At 72.6% G+C, this 16,418-nt stretch carries 16 protein-coding genes; 11 read left to right on the top strand and 5 right to left on the bottom strand.

Annotated features, from left to right (window positions below):
* Window positions 1-181: 181 nt before the first annotated feature.
* Window positions 182-1,039 (bottom strand): hypothetical protein, encoded by an 858-nt coding sequence (locus ACF1G2_RS30865; RefSeq protein WP_391801457.1) that lies wholly within the window; start codon window positions 1,037-1,039, stop codon window positions 182-184.
* Between the two features lie 40 nt (window positions 1,040-1,079).
* On the opposite strand from ACF1G2_RS30865, the gene ACF1G2_RS30860 reads away from it, so the two are divergent.
* The 4 genes from ACF1G2_RS30860 to ilvD all read left to right on the top strand — a co-directional run bounded on the left by ACF1G2_RS30860 (window position 1,080) and on the right by ilvD (window position 5,779).
* Window positions 1,080-2,012 carry a Ppx/GppA family phosphatase gene (locus ACF1G2_RS30860; RefSeq protein ID WP_391801456.1) on the top strand — a complete coding sequence of 311 codons (933 nt, stop codon included), beginning with the start codon at window positions 1,080-1,082 and terminating at the stop codon, window positions 2,010-2,012.
* A gap of 271 nt (window positions 2,013-2,283) precedes the next feature.
* Window positions 2,284-3,117 carry a sugar phosphate isomerase/epimerase family protein gene (locus ACF1G2_RS30855; RefSeq protein ID WP_391801455.1) on the top strand — a complete coding sequence of 278 codons (834 nt, stop codon included), beginning with the start codon at window positions 2,284-2,286 and terminating at the stop codon, window positions 3,115-3,117.
* Window positions 3,114-3,755, top strand: a complete 642-nt coding sequence (locus ACF1G2_RS30850) for a TetR family transcriptional regulator (RefSeq protein ID WP_391801454.1) — start codon at window positions 3,114-3,116, stop codon at window positions 3,753-3,755. Before ACF1G2_RS30855 ends, ACF1G2_RS30850 begins: the two co-directional genes overlap by 4 nt.
* A 170-nt stretch (window positions 3,756-3,925) precedes the next feature.
* On the top strand, window positions 3,926-5,779 hold the full coding sequence (gene ilvD / locus ACF1G2_RS30845) for a dihydroxy-acid dehydratase (RefSeq protein ID WP_391801453.1): 1,854 nt from the start codon (window positions 3,926-3,928) through the stop codon (window positions 5,777-5,779).
* Between the two features lie 387 nt (window positions 5,780-6,166).
* Here ilvD and ACF1G2_RS30840 read toward each other — a convergent pair whose 3' ends face one another.
* Complete coding sequence (locus ACF1G2_RS30840) at window positions 6,167-8,350, bottom strand: PQQ-binding-like beta-propeller repeat protein (RefSeq protein WP_391801452.1); 2,184 nt, start codon at window positions 8,348-8,350, stop codon at window positions 6,167-6,169.
* 153 nt (window positions 8,351-8,503) lie between these two features.
* Here ACF1G2_RS30840 and ACF1G2_RS30835 point away from each other — a divergent pair, with 153 nt between their 5' ends.
* The 6 genes from ACF1G2_RS30835 (at window position 8,504) to proC (ending at window position 13,177) form a co-directional block, all read left to right on the top strand.
* A complete protein-coding gene (locus ACF1G2_RS30835; protein WP_391801451.1) occupies window positions 8,504-8,815 on the top strand; it encodes a peptidase in 312 nt (103 codons plus the stop codon).
* A 33-nt stretch (window positions 8,816-8,848) separates the two neighbouring features.
* Window positions 8,849-9,382 (top strand): hypothetical protein, encoded by a 534-nt coding sequence (locus ACF1G2_RS30830; protein ID WP_391801450.1) that lies wholly within the window; start codon window positions 8,849-8,851, stop codon window positions 9,380-9,382.
* Between the two features lie 62 nt (window positions 9,383-9,444).
* A complete protein-coding gene (locus tag ACF1G2_RS30825) occupies window positions 9,445-10,620 on the top strand; it encodes an NAD(P)/FAD-dependent oxidoreductase (RefSeq protein WP_391801449.1) in 1,176 nt (391 codons plus the stop codon).
* A gap of 86 nt (window positions 10,621-10,706) precedes the next feature.
* Window positions 10,707-11,498, top strand: a complete 792-nt coding sequence (locus ACF1G2_RS30820) for an ABC transporter ATP-binding protein (RefSeq protein WP_391801615.1) — start codon at window positions 10,707-10,709, stop codon at window positions 11,496-11,498.
* Entirely contained in the window at window positions 11,495-12,232 is a 738-nt protein-coding gene (locus tag ACF1G2_RS30815; protein WP_391801448.1) for an ABC transporter permease, read from the top strand. Before ACF1G2_RS30820 ends, ACF1G2_RS30815 begins: the two co-directional genes overlap by 4 nt.
* 135 nt (window positions 12,233-12,367) lie before the next feature.
* Window positions 12,368-13,177 carry a pyrroline-5-carboxylate reductase gene (gene proC / locus ACF1G2_RS30810; protein ID WP_391801447.1) on the top strand — a complete coding sequence of 270 codons (810 nt, stop codon included), beginning with the start codon at window positions 12,368-12,370 and terminating at the stop codon, window positions 13,175-13,177.
* Between the two features lie 16 nt (window positions 13,178-13,193).
* Here proC and ACF1G2_RS30805 read toward each other — a convergent pair whose 3' ends face one another.
* Window positions 13,194-13,784 carry a cysteine hydrolase family protein gene (locus tag ACF1G2_RS30805; protein ID WP_391801446.1) on the bottom strand — a complete coding sequence of 197 codons (591 nt, stop codon included), beginning with the start codon at window positions 13,782-13,784 and terminating at the stop codon, window positions 13,194-13,196.
* A gap of 75 nt (window positions 13,785-13,859) precedes the next feature.
* Between ACF1G2_RS30805 and ACF1G2_RS30800 the strand changes: the two genes are divergently transcribed.
* On the top strand, window positions 13,860-14,861 hold the full coding sequence (locus ACF1G2_RS30800; protein WP_391801445.1) for a GlxA family transcriptional regulator: 1,002 nt from the start codon (window positions 13,860-13,862) through the stop codon (window positions 14,859-14,861).
* Here the strand turns inward: ACF1G2_RS30800 and trpS are convergent.
* The gene (trpS, locus tag ACF1G2_RS30795; protein ID WP_391801444.1) at window positions 14,828-15,826 is read right to left on the bottom strand and encodes a tryptophan--tRNA ligase; all 999 of its coding nucleotides are present in this window, start codon (window positions 15,824-15,826) and stop codon (window positions 14,828-14,830) included. The two genes, ACF1G2_RS30800 and trpS, sit on opposite strands and share 34 nt — an antisense overlap.
* A gap of 412 nt (window positions 15,827-16,238) precedes the next feature.
* Window positions 16,239-16,418: hypothetical protein (locus tag ACF1G2_RS30790; protein WP_361442438.1), on the bottom strand; the 180-nt coding region annotated here is incomplete at its 5' end.

The following is a 16,418-nucleotide window of genomic DNA, read 5'->3' as shown; positions in this document are numbered from 1 at the left end:
CCCGGGGCCGTCGGTCGTACCGGCAGCCGGCGCCACTCGCCGTCGGCCCGGACACCGGCTGCCCGGCACCGGGACGGCCGCTGCCGGGCGGGCCGGCGGTCGGCGACCGCCGGCCCGCCCGGCGCGGTTGCCGGCTGTCGGCTACCGGCTGTCGGCGCGGCTACAGGCTCCCGACTACCGGCTACTTCTCGACCGGGTCCGCCGGGTCCGCCGGGTGCGGAGCCACCAGCGGCAGCTGGGCCGCCAGCCGCGCCTCGCACAGCTCCACCAGCACGTCGTACGCCGCCTTGCCCATCAGCTCGGTCAGCTCGGGCCGGTACGTCACGTACACCGGCTCCCCGGCCCCGTGCGCCGAAGTCGCCGACGTGCACCACCAGTGCAGGTCGTGGCCGCCCGGGCCCCAGCCCCGGCGGTCGTACTCGCCGATCGACACCTGGAGGATCCGGGAGTCGTCGGGCCGGTCGATCCACTCGTACGTCCGGCGCACCGGCAGCTGCCAGCAGACGTCCGGCTTGGTCTCCAGCGGCTCCTTGCCCTCCTTGAGGGCCAGGATGTGCAGCGAGCAGCCGGCGCCGCCCTCGAACCCCGGGCGGTTCTGGAAGATGCAGGACCCCTTCCAGCGCCGGGTCTGCCGGTCGCCGTCCTCGTCGAGCTGCACCCAGCCCGACTCCGTCCCGACGTCGTGGAACTGCCAGAGCTCGGGTGTGAGCCGGTCCACGTGCGAGGCGACCCGCTTCTCGTCGTCCTCGTCGGAGAAGTGCGCGCCGAGCGTGCAGCAGCCGTCGTCGGCGCGGCCGGCCTGGATGCCCTGGCAGCCGCTGCCGAAGATGCACGTCCAGCGGGAGGTGAGCCAGGTCAGGTCGCAGCGGAAGACCTGCTCGTCGTCGGCCGGGTCGGGAAACTCGACCCAGGCGCGCGGAAAGTCGAGGCCCTTCTCGTCCGGTTCGCCCGGGCCGGAGCTCGCGCCCTGCTTCTTGGAGGTCTTCTGAGCCTTGGCAGTGCTGTCTTTGCCCGGCTTCGCCTTTTTCGTCTTTGGCACACGACAAGCGTATGCGGGTGGGAGCAGTAGCGTTCCGTCCATGAGACTCGGAGTCCTCGACGTCGGTTCGAACACAGTGCACCTGCTGGTGGTGGACGCCCACCCCGGCGCCCGCCCGCTGCCCGCCCACTCGCACAAGGCCGAGCTGCGCCTGGCGGAGCTCCTCGACGGGGCGGGCGCCATCGCCCCCGACGGGGTCGAGCGGCTCATCGCGACCGTCCGGGACGCGCTGCAGGCCGCCGAGGACAAGGGCTGCGAGGAGGTGCTGCCGTTCGCGACCTCCGCGGTGCGCGAGGCGACCAACGCCGACGCGGTCCTCGACCGCGTGAAGCGGGAGACCGGCATCGACCTCCAGGTCCTCACCGGCGACGAGGAGGCCCGGCTCACGTTCCTGGCGGCGCGCCGCTGGTACGGCTGGTCCGCGGGGAAGCTGTTCCTCCTGGACATCGGCGGCGGCTCGCTGGAGATCGCGTACGGCATCGACGAGGAGCCGGACACGGCGGTCTCGCTGCCGCTGGGAGCGGGCCGGCTGACGTCGGGATGGCTGCCGGGCGACCCGCCCGACGCGGAGGACGTACGGGCGCTGCGCCGCCACGCGCGCGCCCAGATCGCGCGTACGGTCGGGGAATTCAGCCGTTTCGGCAAGCCCGACCATGTCGTGGCCACGTCCAAGACCTTCAAGCAGCTCGCCCGGATCGCCGGAGCGGCCGGCTCCGAGAAGGGGCTCTATCTGCGACGCGTCCTGACCCGCGCGTCCCTGGAGGAGTGGGTTCCCAAGCTCAGCGCGATGAGCGCGGCCCAGCGCGCCGGCCTCCCGGGCGTGTCGGAGGGCCGCGCGCGCCAGCTGCTCGCGGGCGCGCTGGTGGCGGAGGGCGCGATGGACCTGTTCGGCGTGGACGAGCTGGAGATCTGCCCCTGGGCGCTCCGCGAGGGCGTGATCCTGCGCCGCCTGGACCACCTGCCGGAGGAGTAGCCCCCGAACGGAGTCCGGGCCGCACGCGCGCGTGGAGCGGTACCGGACGGTGCCCGGGCCGCACGCACGCGTGAACCAGTACCGGACGGTGCCCGGGCCGGTGCGCGACGGTGTCCCGGCCCGTACGCCACGGTGTCCCGGCCCGTACGCCACGGAGTCCCGGCCCCTACGCGCGCGTGGGGGCTCGCGCGGTGCCCCCGCACCCCTGTCGCGACCGAGCGTGACGGGAACCACCTCCCCGGCCCCCGCCCCGCCCCGTACGCTGTCCTTCGTGGCAGAACCAGTGGTGCGCATCCCGGATGCGAAGGTCGCCCTGTCGACGGCCTCGGTCTATCCGGAGTCGACGGCGACGGCCTTCGAGATCGCCGCGCGCCTCGGTTACGACGGTGTCGAGATCATGGTGTGGACCGATCCGGTCAGCCAGGACATCGAGGCCCTGCGCCGCCTCTCGGACTACCACCAGGTCCCGATCCTCGCCGTCCACGCGCCCTGTCTGCTGATCACGCAGCGCGTCTGGTCCACGGACCCCTGGGTCAAGCTCCAGCGCGCCCAGGCGGCCGCGGAGAAGCTCGGCGCGTCCACGGTCGTCGTCCACCCGCCGTTCCGCTGGCAGCGCCAGTACGCCCGCGACTTCGTCAACGGCATCTGGCGGATGGCCGACGAGACGGACGTCCGGTTCGCCGTCGAGAACATGTACCCCTGGCGGTACAAGGACCGCGAGATGCTCGCGTACGCCCCCGAGTGGGACGTCACCAAGGACGACTACCGCCACTTCACGGTCGACCTCTCCCACACTGCCACCGCCCGTACGGACGCCCTCGCGATGATCGACCGGATGGGCGACCGCCTCGGCCACGTCCACCTCGCCGACGGCAAGGGCTCGGCCAAGGACGAGCACCTGGTCCCCGGCCGCGGCAACCAGCCCTGCGCCGAGGTCCTGGAGCGACTGGCGCTCAACGGCTTCGACGGCCACGTGGTCGTCGAGGTCAACACCCGGCGGGCGATGTCCGCGGCGGAACGCGAGGCTGACCTCGCGGAGGCCCTCGCCTTCACCCGCCTGCACCTGGCCTCCGCCGCCAAGTCCTCCCGAGTGCCCCGCTCATGACCGGACCTGCCAAAAAAACGGCCCCGGCCCCGCGCCGCCGCGGCCGCCCCTCCCGCACCGACGAGGAGAGCGGCCCCGGCGCCCGCGAGCGCATCCTGGAAGCCGCCCGCGCGCAGTTCGCCGAGCGCGGCTACGACAAGACCTCCGTGCGCGGCATCGCCAAGGCGGCCGACGTCGACCCGGCGCTCGTGCACCACTACTTCGGTACGAAGGACGAGGTCTTCGCCGCAGCGATCGAGGTCTCCTTCGAGCCCGCCGTCGTCCTCCCCGCGATCCTCGGCGGCCCCCTCGACGGCATCGGCGAGCGGCTCGCCCGCTACTTCATCGGCGTCTGGGAGAACCCGGTCAGCCGCGCCCCGCTCCTCGCGATCATCCGCTCCGCCCTGACGCACGAGGCGGCGGCCAAGGTGCTGCGCGGCTTCGTCCTGCGCCGGCTCCTGGAGCGGATCGCCGCGGATCTCGACGTACCGGATCCGAAGTTCCGCGCGGAACTCGCCGCCTCCCACATGATCGGGATCGCGATCCTGCGGTACGTCATCAAGGTCGAGCCGATGGCCTCGGCCGACCCCGAGGAGATCGTGGCCCACGTGGCCCCGACGCTCCAGCGCTACCTCACGGACCCGTCACCCACGTCGTGACCCGACGCCGGCCCGACCCTGAGCCGAACGCTGACCGAAGTACCGAAGTACCGACCCGAACCCTGACCGTAGGCTGAACAGCGTGTCCGGCATGCGGACAAGCCGTCCAGATCTTGGTCGCGCGGCGTACGCTCGACAGAAGCACACCCTTCACTGAGGAGCGAGCGACGATGCCCGAGCTGAGGTCCCGCACTGTCACCCACGGCCGCAACATGGCGGGCGCACGCGCCCTTATGCGCGCCTCCGGTGTACCCGGCGCGGACATCGGCCGGAAGCCGATCATCGCGGTGGCGAACTCCTTCACCGAGTTCGTCCCGGGCCACACCCATCTCCAGCCCGTCGGCCGGATCGTCTCCGAGGCCATCACGGCCGCCGGCGCCATCCCGCGCGAGTTCAACACGATCGCCGTCGACGACGGCATCGCCATGGGCCACGGCGGCATGCTCTACTCCCTGCCCTCCCGCGACCTGATCGCGGACAGCGTGGAGTACATGGTCGAGGCCCACTGCGCCGACGCCCTGATCTGCATCTCCAACTGCGACAAGATCACCCCCGGCATGCTGAACGCCGCCCTGCGCCTCAACATCCCGACGGTCTTCGTCTCCGGCGGCCCGATGGAGTCCGGCAAGGCCACGCTGGTCGACGGCACGGTCCGCACGCTCGACCTGGTCGACGCGATCTCCGACGCGGTCAACGACAAGATCTCGGACGAGGACATCCTCCGGATCGAGGAGAACGCCTGCCCGACCTGCGGGTCCTGTTCCGGCATGTTCACCGCCAACTCGATGAACTGCCTGACCGAGGCCATCGGCCTCTCCCTCCCCGGCAACGGCTCGGTCCTCGCCACCCACACGGCCCGCAAGGCGCTGTACGAGAACGCCGCGCGCACGGTCGTCGACATCACCCGTCGCTACTACGACGAGGACGACGACTCGGTCCTGCCGCGCTCGGTCGCCACCCGCGCGGCCTTCGAGAACGCCATGGCCCTGGACATCGCCATGGGCGGCTCGACCAACACGATCCTGCACCTGCTGGCCGCCGCCCAGGAGGCCGAGCTGGACTACGGCCTCTCCGACATGGACGAGGTCTCGCGGCGCGTGCCGTGTCTGGCCAAGGTCGCGCCGAACGTCGCGCCCGGCGGCACGTACTACATGGAGGACGTGCACCGCGCCGGCGGCATCCCGGCCATCCTGGGCGAGCTGTACCGCGCGGGCCTCCTCAACGAGGACGTGCACACCGTCCACTCCCGCTCCATCAAGGAGTGGCTGGGGACCTGGGACGTGCGCGGAGGCTCCCCCTCCGAGGAGGCCGTCGAGCTGTGGCACGCGGCGCCCGGCTGCGTCCGCTCGGCGACCGCCTTCTCGCAGTCCGAGCGCTGGGACTCCCTGGACACGGACGCGGCCGGCGGCTGCATCCGCGACGCGGCCCACGCGTACTCGAAGGACGGCGGACTCGCGGTCCTGCGCGGCAACCTGGCCGTCGACGGCTGTGTCGTGAAGACGGCCGGTGTGGACGAGTCGATCTGGACCTTCGAGGGCCCGGCCGTCGTCTGCGAGTCGCAGGACGAGGCCGTCGAGAAGATCCTCAACAAGCAGATCACCGACGGCGACGTGGTCGTCATCCGCTACGAGGGCCCGCGCGGCGGCCCGGGCATGCAGGAGATGCTCTACCCGACCTCCTTCCTCAAGGGCCGGGGCCTGGGCAAGACCTGCGCGCTGGTGACGGACGGCCGCTTCTCGGGCGGTACGTCGGGCCTGTCGATCGGTCACGCGTCCCCGGAGGCGGCTTCGGGCGGCACGATCGCGCTGGTCGAGGACGGCGACCGGATCCGTATCGACATCCCGAGCCGTTCGATCGAACTGCTCGTCGACGACGCCACGCTCGCGGCCCGCCGTGAGGCCCTGGGCGGGGTCTACGCCCCGAAGAACCGGCAGCGGAAGGTCTCGGCGGCACTGCGGGCGTACGCGGCGATGGCGACGAGCGCGGACAAGGGCGCGGTGCGCGACGTGACGAAGCTGGGCTGACCGCCCGGCCAGGGCCCGCCCAGGCCGGACCGGTCTGCACCGTGAGCCCGGGGCCGTGACGAAACGAGGCCGACTCGGACCGTGCCCGGCCCGGCGGCCCGGCACGGCCCGGAGCCCGAAACCAAGGTGCGAATCGCGGTGCGAACCACGGTACGAATCGCGGTCCGCACCGCTGCCCGCACCCCTGCCTGCACCGGCGGCGTGCGGCCCGGTCGTCCCTGGCCGGTCTCGGGCCGGTCGGCTGGACGCGGTGGCGGGCGTGGGGAGGGGGCGGAGACGTCCGCTCCCCACGCCCGCCGTTCGCGGGACGGGGAGCGCGTCGTGCGGCCCGTAACCCGGTCACGTTCAGCTGCACCGGCCCTGTGAGGCACGGCGGCCGGCCCGCCGTCACCAGTCGGCGGGGTCCCGCCCGTCCACGGCGAACACGGACCCGTCCGGCGCGGTCCCGAAGACCTTGTCCCCGGCGACGACCGGCGCCGGCACGGTCGTCGTGTACCCGAGCCGTCCGTCCCGCAGACGCGGCGCGGTCTGCCCGAGCAGCGCCCCGCGCCCGGTGTCGACGGCGAGCAACCGCCCGTCGGCCACCGAGAGGTAGAGCCGCTCGCCGGGCCCGAGGACGGGCGCCGAGACGTATCCCGCCGCGGTGTCCAGCTCCCACAGAACACGGCCGGACGGGCCGGCGGCGGTGTCGACGGCCGTGACGTGACCGGCCTGGTCGAGGACGTACACGGTGTCGCCGCGCACGGCGAACCGCGCGTCGTAGAGCCGGACCTGCAGAGCCGTACGGCGGACGGAGTGGTCGGCGGGGTCGTAGCGGACCAGGGCGTCGACCTCCATGCCGCGGTGGTGCGACGCCAGGACCAGCGCGCCGTCCTCGGCCTTCCCGATCGGCGTCAGGTGGCCCTCCAGGCGCCGCTGCCACACCACTTCGCCGGTCGCGGGGCGCAGCGCGGCCACGCGGGTGCGGGTTCCGTCGGCGGAGGACTCGGAGACGGTCACAAGGCCGGTGCTGGCCTCGTAGGGCCCCAACTGGGGCGCGGTGAAACCGGGGAGGCCGTGGCTCCAGAGCCGCTGCCCGGTGGAGCTGTCGACGGCCCGGATCCCGCCGGTCCCGGTGGACAGGACGACGGCCGTCCCGGCGGGCCCGACCCGCTCGGCGACGGCCGGGCCGGTGTGCCAGCCGGGTGCGCCGTCGGTGGCCGCGTAGGTGCGCAGGGGGCCGTTCGGCGAGGGGACGGCGACGAGGCCTCCCGGCAGTACGGACGGCGGGGCCGCGACGGGCGGTGCGGACGGGGCGTTGTCGGCGGCGGGGTGCGACCACAGGACGCGCCCGGTCGCCGGGTCGAGCCGGGCGGCGGCCGTACCCCCGCCCGTGCAGTAGAGGGCGCCGGCGCCATGGGCACAGGTCGGCGCGGAAGGCTCCCCGTCTTTCCGCAGGACGGTCTGCCAGCCGTCGAAGGCGACGGCCGCCTGGGCCGGGTCCGGCCGGGACGCGGGCTCGTCGCCGCCGGCGCGCAGGACCACGAACGCGCCGCCCGCCGCGAGGACGGCGAGCGTGGCGGCGGCCACGACCGACGACCGCCGCCGTCGGCGGGTTCGCGGCGCCGGGGCGCGTACGGGCGTGTCCGCGTCCCACGCCGCCGGCGCCCCGCCGCCCCCGGATCCGACGACCGAGCCGGGAGGGTTCGCGAGGCGGCCGGGCAGCGTGGGCCGCCGCTGCGCGGGTATGAAGGCCGCGGCCTCGTACGAGGGCGGCAGCAGTGCCGCCATGATCTCGGCCGGAGTCGGGCGCTCCGCCGGCTCCTTGGCCAGGCAGCGCGCGACGAGCGGAGCAAGCGCCTCCGGGACGCCCGTCAGATCGGGCTCGTCGTGGACGACCTGGTAGGCGACGATGTACGGACTGTCGGAGTCGAACGGCCCGTGCCCGGTGGCCGCGTGCACCAGCACGGAGCCGAGCGCGAAGACGTCCGCCGCCGGGCCGACCTCGCGCGGCCGCTGGAACTGCTCGGGTGCCATGAACGGCGGCGACCCGATCAACTTCCCGGTCTCCGTATGCAGATCGCTGTCGACCGGCCGGGAGATGCCGAAGTCGATGACCTTCGGTCCGGTGTCGGTGAGCAGGACGTTGCTCGGCTTGAGGTCGCGGTGGACGACACCGGCCCGGTGGATGTCGCGCAGGGCCTCGGCGAGTCCGGCCGTCAGCCGGCGCAGTTCGGCGGGGGACAGGGGTCCGTTCCGCTTCACCTGGTCGGCGAGGGTGGGGCCGGGGACGTAGAGCGTGGCCATCCACGGGCGTTCGGCGTCGGGGTCCGCGTCCACGACGGGCGCGGTGAAGGCTCCGCTGACCCGGCGCGCGGCGGCCACCTCCTGGCGGAAGCGGGCCCTGAACTCCGGGTCCTCCGCGTACTGTCCGTGCACCACCTTGACCGCGAGCCGCAGCCCGGAGGCGGAGCTGGCCAGATGGACCACGCCCATGCCGCCCGAGCCGAGGACGGCCTGGAGGCGGTACTCGCCCGCGTACTCGGGCTCTTCCGCGTCCCGGTCGGCACCGGTCCTGCGCAACGGCGGCATCGCCCACCCCCGTGTGGTCCCCGTCGAGTTTCGCGCGCGTGCGCGACGCACGGAGCCTAGTCGATGGCACCTGGGATGTCGGTGGGGCTTGCTAGCCTGCGCGTCGCAGGGAGTGAATCGCACCGGAGCGCTTGCTCCACGGGGGAGGACGCCATGGGCGTGGAGGACACGAAGGAAGCGGCGACCGCCGGACTGGACGCGGTGTCGGCGCTGAGCGGGGTGCGGTACCCGATCGCCCCGGGGACGCGCGTCAACGTCCGCTCGGGCCCGGGTACGCAGTACGCGGTGGTGCGGAGCCTGCCCGCGGGCTCCTGGGTGGCGATCCGCTGCCAGACGCCCGGCCAGACGATCACCGGCCCGTACGGCACGACGAACATCTGGGACAACATCGGGTCCGGGGAGTTCATCTCCGACGCGTATGTGAAGACGGGCAGTGACGGGTACGTCGCCCCGCGCTGCGGCTGACCCTTCCCTCGCCGTCCGGGGATAATCGACCTCGTGAGCGAAGAAGACCAGACCGCCGAGCCCCGCAGCACCGAGCCCGGCTCCACCCCCGCCGGACCGCAGCCCGAGGAGATCCGTTTCTTCGGGACGACCTGGGTGGAGCACGACGGGCAGTACGGCCTGCGCCGCGCCGGTGTCGCCCTCGGGGCGCTCGCCGCCGCGGCCGCGGGCTGCTTCGTGCTGCGGTTCGCCTACCAGGGTCTGGAGATCGCCGAGGTCGGCGGCTTCGTGAACCTGCTCGTGGTGCTCATGTTCGCGATCTGCAGCGCCATCGCGTTCCGCAAGACCTGGGAGGGCTTCGTCCGCCGCCCGGCCGACCCGGCCCGTGAGGACGCGCTGCGCAGCCTGAAGATGATCGGCTTCATCGGCTCGCTGCTGGCCTACTTCTTCCGGAGCCTCGTCGAGGCGCCGGGCGAGAAGCTGCACCGCACCGAGTACGAGACGGCCCGCAGTCAGTACGAGAAGCGGCGCGGCGCCCGGACGGGCAACCCGGCGGCCCGCAAGAAGCCCAAGCCCAAGCGCAGGTAGCGGCGCGGGGTGGCGACGCCCCGCCCATGTCACATTCCGCGGTGGCCGGCCGTCCCCCGTGCATGAAGACGACACCGATCCACCCCGGCCCGCACGCCACCGCCAGCCGCGTCCTGGTCCTCGGAGCCGGTTACGCCGGTCTCATGGCCGCTCTCCGCCTGGCTCCGCACGCCCACGTCACCCTGGTCGACCCGGCCGACCGGTTCACCGAACGCGTACGGCTCCACGAGCGCGCCGCCGGCCGCCCCGACGTCACCCACCCGCTCGCCGGCTTCCTGCGCGGTACGGGGATCGAGCACATCGCCGCCCGGGCCACCGCCCTCGATCCGGAGGCCCGGCTGGTCACGACCGACGACGGCCGCAGCCTGCCGTACGACCGTCTCGTCTACGCCCTCGGCAGCCGCACCGCCCTCCCGGGCGGCGGCGCCGGGGCGGCCGACGGCGGCCCCTCCGCCGGGCTCGGTGCCTCCGCCCCCGCCACCTACACCGCCGAGACGGCCCCCGAACTCCACAAGCACCTGCGGGACCGCCCCGGATCCGTCGCCGTCGTCGGCGGCGGTCTCACCGGCATCGAGATGGCCGCCGAACTCGCCGAGACCTACGGTCCCGCAGGCACGCCCGTCCGCCTGCTGACCGCCGACCGCCTCGGCCAGGGCCTCGCGTCCCGAGGCGCCGACCACGTCCGCTCGGTCCTGCGGGCCCGCGGGGTGCGGATCGAGGAGGGCCACCGGGTCGCCCGCCCCGAGGACGTCGACGCCGCCGTGGTCGTCTGGGCCGCCGCCCTGGCGCCCAACGCCGAACTCGCCGCCTCCGCCGGCCTCGCCCTCGCGCCCTCCGGCCGGATCGCCGTCGACGCCTCCCTGCGCTCGGTCTCGCACCCCGACATCTACGTCCCCGGAGACGCGGGCGCCGCCACCACCCCCGTCGCCGGAGCGCTCCGGATGGCCTGCGCGACCGCGCTTCCGACGGGCGCCCACGCGGCGGTGTCGATCATCGGCGAGCTGAAGGGCGAGCAGCCGGCTCCTCTCGGCTTCGGCTATCTCATCCAGTGCGTCAGCCTCGGCCGCCACGACGGCCTGGTCCAGTTCGTCCGCCCGGACGACTCCCCGCGCGAGCGCCTCCTCACCGGCCGGGCCGCCGCCGCCACGAAGGAGCAGGTCGTCCGCTCGACGGTCCGCTTCCTCCGCCTGGCGGCCCGTCGGCCCTCGCTGGTCCGCTACATCCCCGGTATCGGCTGACCCTCACGGACCGCTGCCGAAAAGGCCACGGGGCCGGGGCACGCCGCTTGACGCTCCGACCCCCCGCGAGCATTATTCAACGCATGATGAATTACCCGGAAGGGGGCACCGCCCCGGCGATCATGGCGCGCGGCCTCACCGTCGTACGAGGCGACCGCACCGTCCTGCGCGGCCTCGACTTCTCCGTGCCCCCGGGCCGGATCACCGGCCTCCTCGGCCCCTCCGGCTGCGGCAAGTCGACCCTGATGCGTGCGATCGTCGGCACCCAGGCCCACGTCACCGGCACCCTCGATGTCCTCGGCCGGCCGGCGGGCGACGCCTCCCTGCGCTCCCGCATCGGCTACGTCACCCAGGCGCCGTCCGTCTACGACGACCTCACCGTCCGCCAGAACCTCGACTACTTCGCCGCCGTCCTCCTCCCCGGCCGCGCCCACCGCGAAGACCGCCGCGCCGCCGTCGCCCGCGCCATCGACGACGTCGACCTCGGCAGCCACGCCGACTCCCTCGCGGGCCGCCTCTCCGGCGGCCAGCGCAGCCGCGTCTCCCTCGCCGTCGCCCTCCTCGGCACGCCGGAGGTCCTCGTCCTCGACGAACCCACCGTCGGACTCGACCCCGTCCTGCGCCGCGACCTCTGGAACCTCTTCCACCGCATCGCCGAAGAGCGCGAGGCCGCGATCCTCGTCTCCTCCCACGTCATGGACGAGGCCGAGCGCTGCCACCGGCTTCTCCTCATGCGCGAGGGCGAGCTCCTCGCCGAGGACACCCCCGAAGACCTCCGGCGACGCAACGACACCACCACCGTCGAAGAGGCCTTCCTCCACCTCGTCGACGCCGCCGACGCCCGCGCGGCCGTACCCCTCCAGGAGCACCAGCGATGAGCAGCGCCCGCACCCTCGCCACCGCCGCCCGCGTCCTGCGCCAACTGCGCCACGACCCGCGCTCGATCGCCCTGATGATCCTCGTTCCGTGCCTGATGCTGCTCCTGCTCCGGTACGTCTTCGACGGCAGCCCGGAGACCTTCGACAACATCGGCGCCTCGCTGCTCGGCATCTTCCCGCTGATCACGATGTTCCTGGTGACCTCGATCGCCACCCTGCGCGAACGCACCTCCGGCACCCTGGAACGGCTGCTCGCCATGCCGCTCGGCAAGGGCGATCTCATCGGCGGCTACGCCTTCGCCTTCGGACTCCTCGCCATCGTCCAGTCCGCCCTCGCCACCGGACTCGCCGTCGGCCTGCTCGGACTCGACGTCGTCGGCTCGCCCTGGCTCCTCCTTCTCGTCGCCCTCCTCGACGCCCTCCTCGGCACCGCCCTCGGCCTCTTCGTCTCGGCCTTCGCCGCCTCCGAGTTCCAGGCCGTCCAGTTCATGCCGGCCGTGATCTTCCCCCAGCTGCTCCTCTGCGGCCTCTTCATCGCCCGCGACCAGATGCAACCCGTCCTCGAAGGGATCTCCGACGCCCTGCCCATGTCGTACGCCGTCGACGGCATGAACGAGGTCCTCCGCCACCCCGACATCACCGGCGACTTCGTCCGCGACGCCCTCGTCGTCGCCGGCTGCGCCGTGCTCGTCCTCGCCCTCGGCGCGGCCACCCTCCGCCGCCGCACCGCCTGACGCGCCGGGGGGCGTACCGCCCCTCGGACGCCCCCACCGCCCCCACCCGCACGATGGGAGGATGTCCCTGCGTGTGGACGAACCGTCCACACGGATGGACACGGCACATGCCCTTCCGGCGAGGTGAACAGAGCCATGACCCAGACCGTCGCAGTCCTCGGCACCGGCAAGATCGGTGAAGCGCTCCTCAGCGGCATGATCCGGGCCGGCTGGCGCCCCGCCAACCTCGTGGTCACCGCCCGCCGCGCCGAGCGCGCCGAAGAGCTGCGCGCCCGCTACGGCGTCGAGGCCGTCACCAACGCCGAGGCCGCCAAGCGCGCCGACACCCTCATCCTCGCCGTCAAGCCGCAGGACATGGGCCGCCTCCTCGACGAGCTGGCCCCCCACGTCGCCGCCGACCGTCTCGTCATCAGCGCCGCCGCCGGTATCCCCACCTCCTTCATCGAGGACCGGCTCACCACCGGCACCCCCGTCGTCCGCGTCATGCCCAACACCCCCGTCCTCGTCGACGAAGGCATGTCCGTCATCTCCGGCGGCAGCCACGCCACCCCCGACCACCTCGTCCACGCCGAGGAGATTTTCGGCGGCGTCGGCAAGACCCTCCGCGTCCCCGAGTCCCAGCAGGACGCCGCCACCGCTCTCTCCGGCTCGGGCCCGGCCTACTTCTACTTCCTCGTCGAGGCCATGACCGACGCCGGCATCCTCCTCGGCCTCCCCCGCGCCCAGGCCCACGACCTGATCGTCCAGGCCGCCATCGGCGCCGCCGTGATGCTCCGCGACAGCGGCGAACACCCCGTCAAGCTCCGCGAAGCCGTCACCTCACCGGCCGGCACCACCATCAGCGCCATCCGCGAGCTGGAGAACCACGGCGTACGGGCCGCCCTCATCGCAGCCCTGGAAGCCGCCCGCGACCGCAGCCGCGAGCTCGCCTCCGGCAACGGCTGAACGCCCCCCGGCCCCCTCACCCGGCCGCAGCACCCTTCAGCACGTCCTCCGTCGACACGACCCGGGCGAACCGCCCGCCCTGCAGCGACACCGCCGTCGCCCGGGTCAGCTCCTCGGCCGTCGCCGCCCATCCGAACGGCCCCTCCAGGTCGAACGTGTGCATCGCGTCCAGCGGAAACACCACGTCGTACCCGAGATTGCCGCCCATCCGCGCCGTCGTCTCGTTGCACATGTTCGTCTGGATCCCGACGATCACGATCTGCGCGATGCCCTGCCCCTTCAGCCACACGTCCAGCGACGGCTCCCCGTAGAACGCCGAGTTCACGCTCTTCGTCACCAGCAGCTCCGGCCCGTGCCCCTTCCCCCTCCGTTCCTCGACGAAGTCCTTGAAGTCGTTCCCCACATGCCCGACCCGCAACGGCGACCGCGACTCGGCCGGCGAATCGTGCCGTACGAACACGACCGGCCGCCCCGTCTCCTGCCACAGGTCGATCAGTGCCGCGATGTTCCCCTCGGCGGCAGGGTTGTTGCGCTTCCCCCAGAACTCCTCCTCGAAGCCCTTCTGTACGTCGACGACAACCAGCGCTGCGTTCTCCGCGATCTCCATACCCCCGATGCTGCCGCCCCTGGCCAGTCCCACCCAGAGGGGGAGAAGTCAGCGATCGATGGTTTACTGCCATCCATGCCGACAGCCCCGGAAGAGCCCCGACGCATCGCCCTGATGGCCTTCCCCGGCATCCGCGCCTTCGACGTCTCGGTCATCACCGAGGTCTGGGGCAGCGAGCGCCACCTCCGCGGCGTCCCTCCCTTCGAACTCCGCCGCGTCGCAGCCGACCCGGCCACCCCCGTCTCCCTCCGCGGCGGCCTCACCCTCACCCCCGACCGTCCCCTCTCCTGGCTCGCCCAGGCCGACCTCGTCCTCGTCCCCGGCATCGAGAACCCCGACGACGAGACCCCGGCCCCCGTCCTCGAAGCCGTCCGCCGGGCCCACGCCGCCGGAACCCCCGTCGCCTCCCTCTGCGCGGGTGCCTTCGTCCTCGCCCAGGCGGGACTCCTCGACGGCCGGCGCGCGGTCACCCACTGGCACCTCGCCCCGACCCTCGCCGCCCGGTACCCCCGGATCACCGTCGAACCCGACGCCCTCTTCGTCGAGGACTCCGGCATCTGGACCTCGGCCGGCACCGCCGCCGGCATCGACCTCTGTCTCCACCTCGTCCGCACCGCCCACGGCGCCGAGGCCGCCGCGACGATCGCCCGCTCGATGGTCACCGCCCCCTTCCGCACCGGCACCCAGGCCCAGTTCATCGAACGCCCCACACCCCGGGCCGACCGCGACGCCGACGCCCTGGCCGCTGTCCGCTCCTACGCCCTCGCCCACCTCGACGAACCGCACACCGTCGCCGGCCTGGCCGCCCGCGCCGGTATGTCCCCACGCACCTTCGCCCGCCACTTCCACGCCACGACCGGAACCACCCCCCTGCACTGGCTCATCACCCAGCGCGTCGCCGCCGCCCAGAAACTCCTCGAACTCACCGACCACCCCCTCCCCGAAGTCGCCCGCCGCGCCGGATTCGGCAGCGAGGTCACGATGCGCCAGCACTTCGCCTCGCACCTCGCCACCAACCCGCGCGACTACCGCAACGCCTTCCGTCACACGGCAGGCATCAACCCGATCGCCCTATAGGCCCGGTCCACCAACGGCCGCGCCATCCCCCGGGCCCGCTCGGCCCCGTCCCGTAGCACCTGATCCACATATCCCGGATCGGCCGCCAGCTCCGCGTGCCGCTCCCGCACCGGCCGCAGCAGCTCGACCACCGCGTCCGCCGTGTCCCGCTTCAAGGATCCGTACGACTCATATACACCGGCCAGGGCTTCCGGGTTCCCACCCGTCGAGGCGGCCAGCAGATCGAGCAGATTCGCGACCCCCGGCCGGCCCTCCCGGTCGTAGGCGACATCCCGTCCGCTGTCCGTCACCGCACGCATGATCTTCCGGCGCACGGTCGTCTCGTCGTCCAGCAGATAGACGATCCCCGCCGCGTTCTCGTGCGACTTCCCCATCTTGGAACCGGGGTCCTGCAGGTCCATGACCCGAGCCGCCACCGCGGGACGCGTCGCCCTCGGCACCGTGAAGACATGCCCGTACCGCTGGTTGAACCGCACGGCCAGATCCCGGGTCAGCTCCACATGCTGCGTCTGGTCGTCGCCGACCGGCACCTCGTCGGTTCCATAGGCCAGGATGTCCGCCGCCATCAGCACCGGGTACGTCAGCAGCGACAGCCGGACCCCCTGCCCCGCCGCCAGCGCCCGCGCGCCCTTCTCCTTGTACTGGATCATCCGCCGCAGCTCGCCGTCGGTGGCCGTGCACTCCAGCAGGTACGACAGCCGGGCGTGCTCGTCCACGTGACTCTGGACGAAGAGGGTGCAGAGTCCGGGGTCGAGGCCGGCCGCCAGCAACAGCGTGGCCGCCTGCCGGCTCAGCCGCCGCACACGGGCCGGGTCGTGCTCGACGGTCAGCGCGTGCAGGTCCACGACGCTGAAGAGCGAGTCCGACCGGTGCTGGTCCTCCTCGACCCACCGCCGTACGGCCCCGAGGTAGTTGCCCAGGGTCAGATGCCCGGTGGGCTTGATCCCGCTGAAGATCCGCTTCATCGCGTCCGTTCTCCCTCTCTCCTGTACGCCGACCTGTCGGCCGCACGCCCCGGAGGGGGATACGCGAACGGCCGCCGAGTCGGCGGCCGCTGAGTGCATGCGTCAGTAGGGGCCGCCCTGTCAGGCGGCCCACCACTGATTCGTGTGCGCATGCGTGGTCATACGGAGAGGCTACGGGAGAGGACGGGGGTTGACACGGGATTCCCCGATACGTAGTGTTCTCCGAGTTGTCCGACGTGAGCACCGACTCCGGTCGGCCCCGGACAACCATTCCGCAAGATCCACTACCAGCTGATGGTGCTTCGTCGTGCCGTCACGCTTTCCGTGCGTTTTTGCGAAATGAGGAATCCGTGTTCGAAGGTTTGAACGCAAGTCCCCGATTAGCGTCGGGGGCCCGGAATCCGCTAAAGTCTCACTCGTCGGAACGGCCCAACAGCCGCGAAGACAACTCCCGCTGACTGGGAATCAGGCCCGAAAGGATCTGATAGAGTCGGAATCGCCGGAAAGGGAAACGCGAAAGCGAAGAACAGCCCGGCAGCCCGCTCCAGCGGGTGGCAGAAACGGAAAACGGATCTGCTAAGCTGGAAACACG

Origin of the sequence: Streptomyces sp. NPDC013457 (assembly GCF_043089925.1) — a bacterium.
Lineage (GTDB): Bacteria > Actinomycetota > Actinomycetes > Streptomycetales > Streptomycetaceae > Streptomyces.
The sequence above is the reverse complement of the archived record's forward strand: the minus strand, read 5'-3'. Positions and strand labels throughout refer to the sequence as shown.

What these genes read in the sequence shown, in the direction of transcription:
- ACF1G2_RS30815 (WP_391801448.1), top strand. Translation starts at nt 11,495, where the DNA reads ATGAGCAGCGCCCGCACCCTCGCCACCGCCGCCCGCGTCCTGCGCCAA.
- ilvD (WP_391801453.1), top strand. Translation starts at nt 3,926, where the DNA reads ATGCCCGAGCTGAGGTCCCGCACTGTCACCCACGGCCGCAACATGGCG.
- ACF1G2_RS30800 (WP_391801445.1), top strand. Translation starts at nt 13,860, where the DNA reads ATGCCGACAGCCCCGGAAGAGCCCCGACGCATCGCCCTGATGGCCTTC.
- ACF1G2_RS30835 (WP_391801451.1), top strand. Translation starts at nt 8,504, where the DNA reads ATGGGCGTGGAGGACACGAAGGAAGCGGCGACCGCCGGACTGGACGCG.
- ACF1G2_RS30805 (WP_391801446.1), bottom strand. Translation starts at nt 13,784, where the DNA reads ATGGAGATCGCGGAGAACGCAGCGCTGGTTGTCGTCGACGTACAGAAG.
- ACF1G2_RS30820 (WP_391801615.1), top strand. Translation starts at nt 10,707, where the DNA reads ATGAATTACCCGGAAGGGGGCACCGCCCCGGCGATCATGGCGCGCGGC.
- ACF1G2_RS30850 (WP_391801454.1), top strand. Translation starts at nt 3,114, where the DNA reads ATGACCGGACCTGCCAAAAAAACGGCCCCGGCCCCGCGCCGCCGCGGC.
- ACF1G2_RS30825 (WP_391801449.1), top strand. Translation starts at nt 9,445, where the DNA reads ATGAAGACGACACCGATCCACCCCGGCCCGCACGCCACCGCCAGCCGC.
- proC (WP_391801447.1), top strand. Translation starts at nt 12,368, where the DNA reads ATGACCCAGACCGTCGCAGTCCTCGGCACCGGCAAGATCGGTGAAGCG.
- trpS (WP_391801444.1), bottom strand. Translation starts at nt 15,826, where the DNA reads ATGAAGCGGATCTTCAGCGGGATCAAGCCCACCGGGCATCTGACCCTG.
- ACF1G2_RS30840 (WP_391801452.1), bottom strand. Translation starts at nt 8,350, where the DNA reads ATGCCGCCGTTGCGCAGGACCGGTGCCGACCGGGACGCGGAAGAGCCC.
- ACF1G2_RS30860 (WP_391801456.1), top strand. Translation starts at nt 1,080, where the DNA reads ATGAGACTCGGAGTCCTCGACGTCGGTTCGAACACAGTGCACCTGCTG.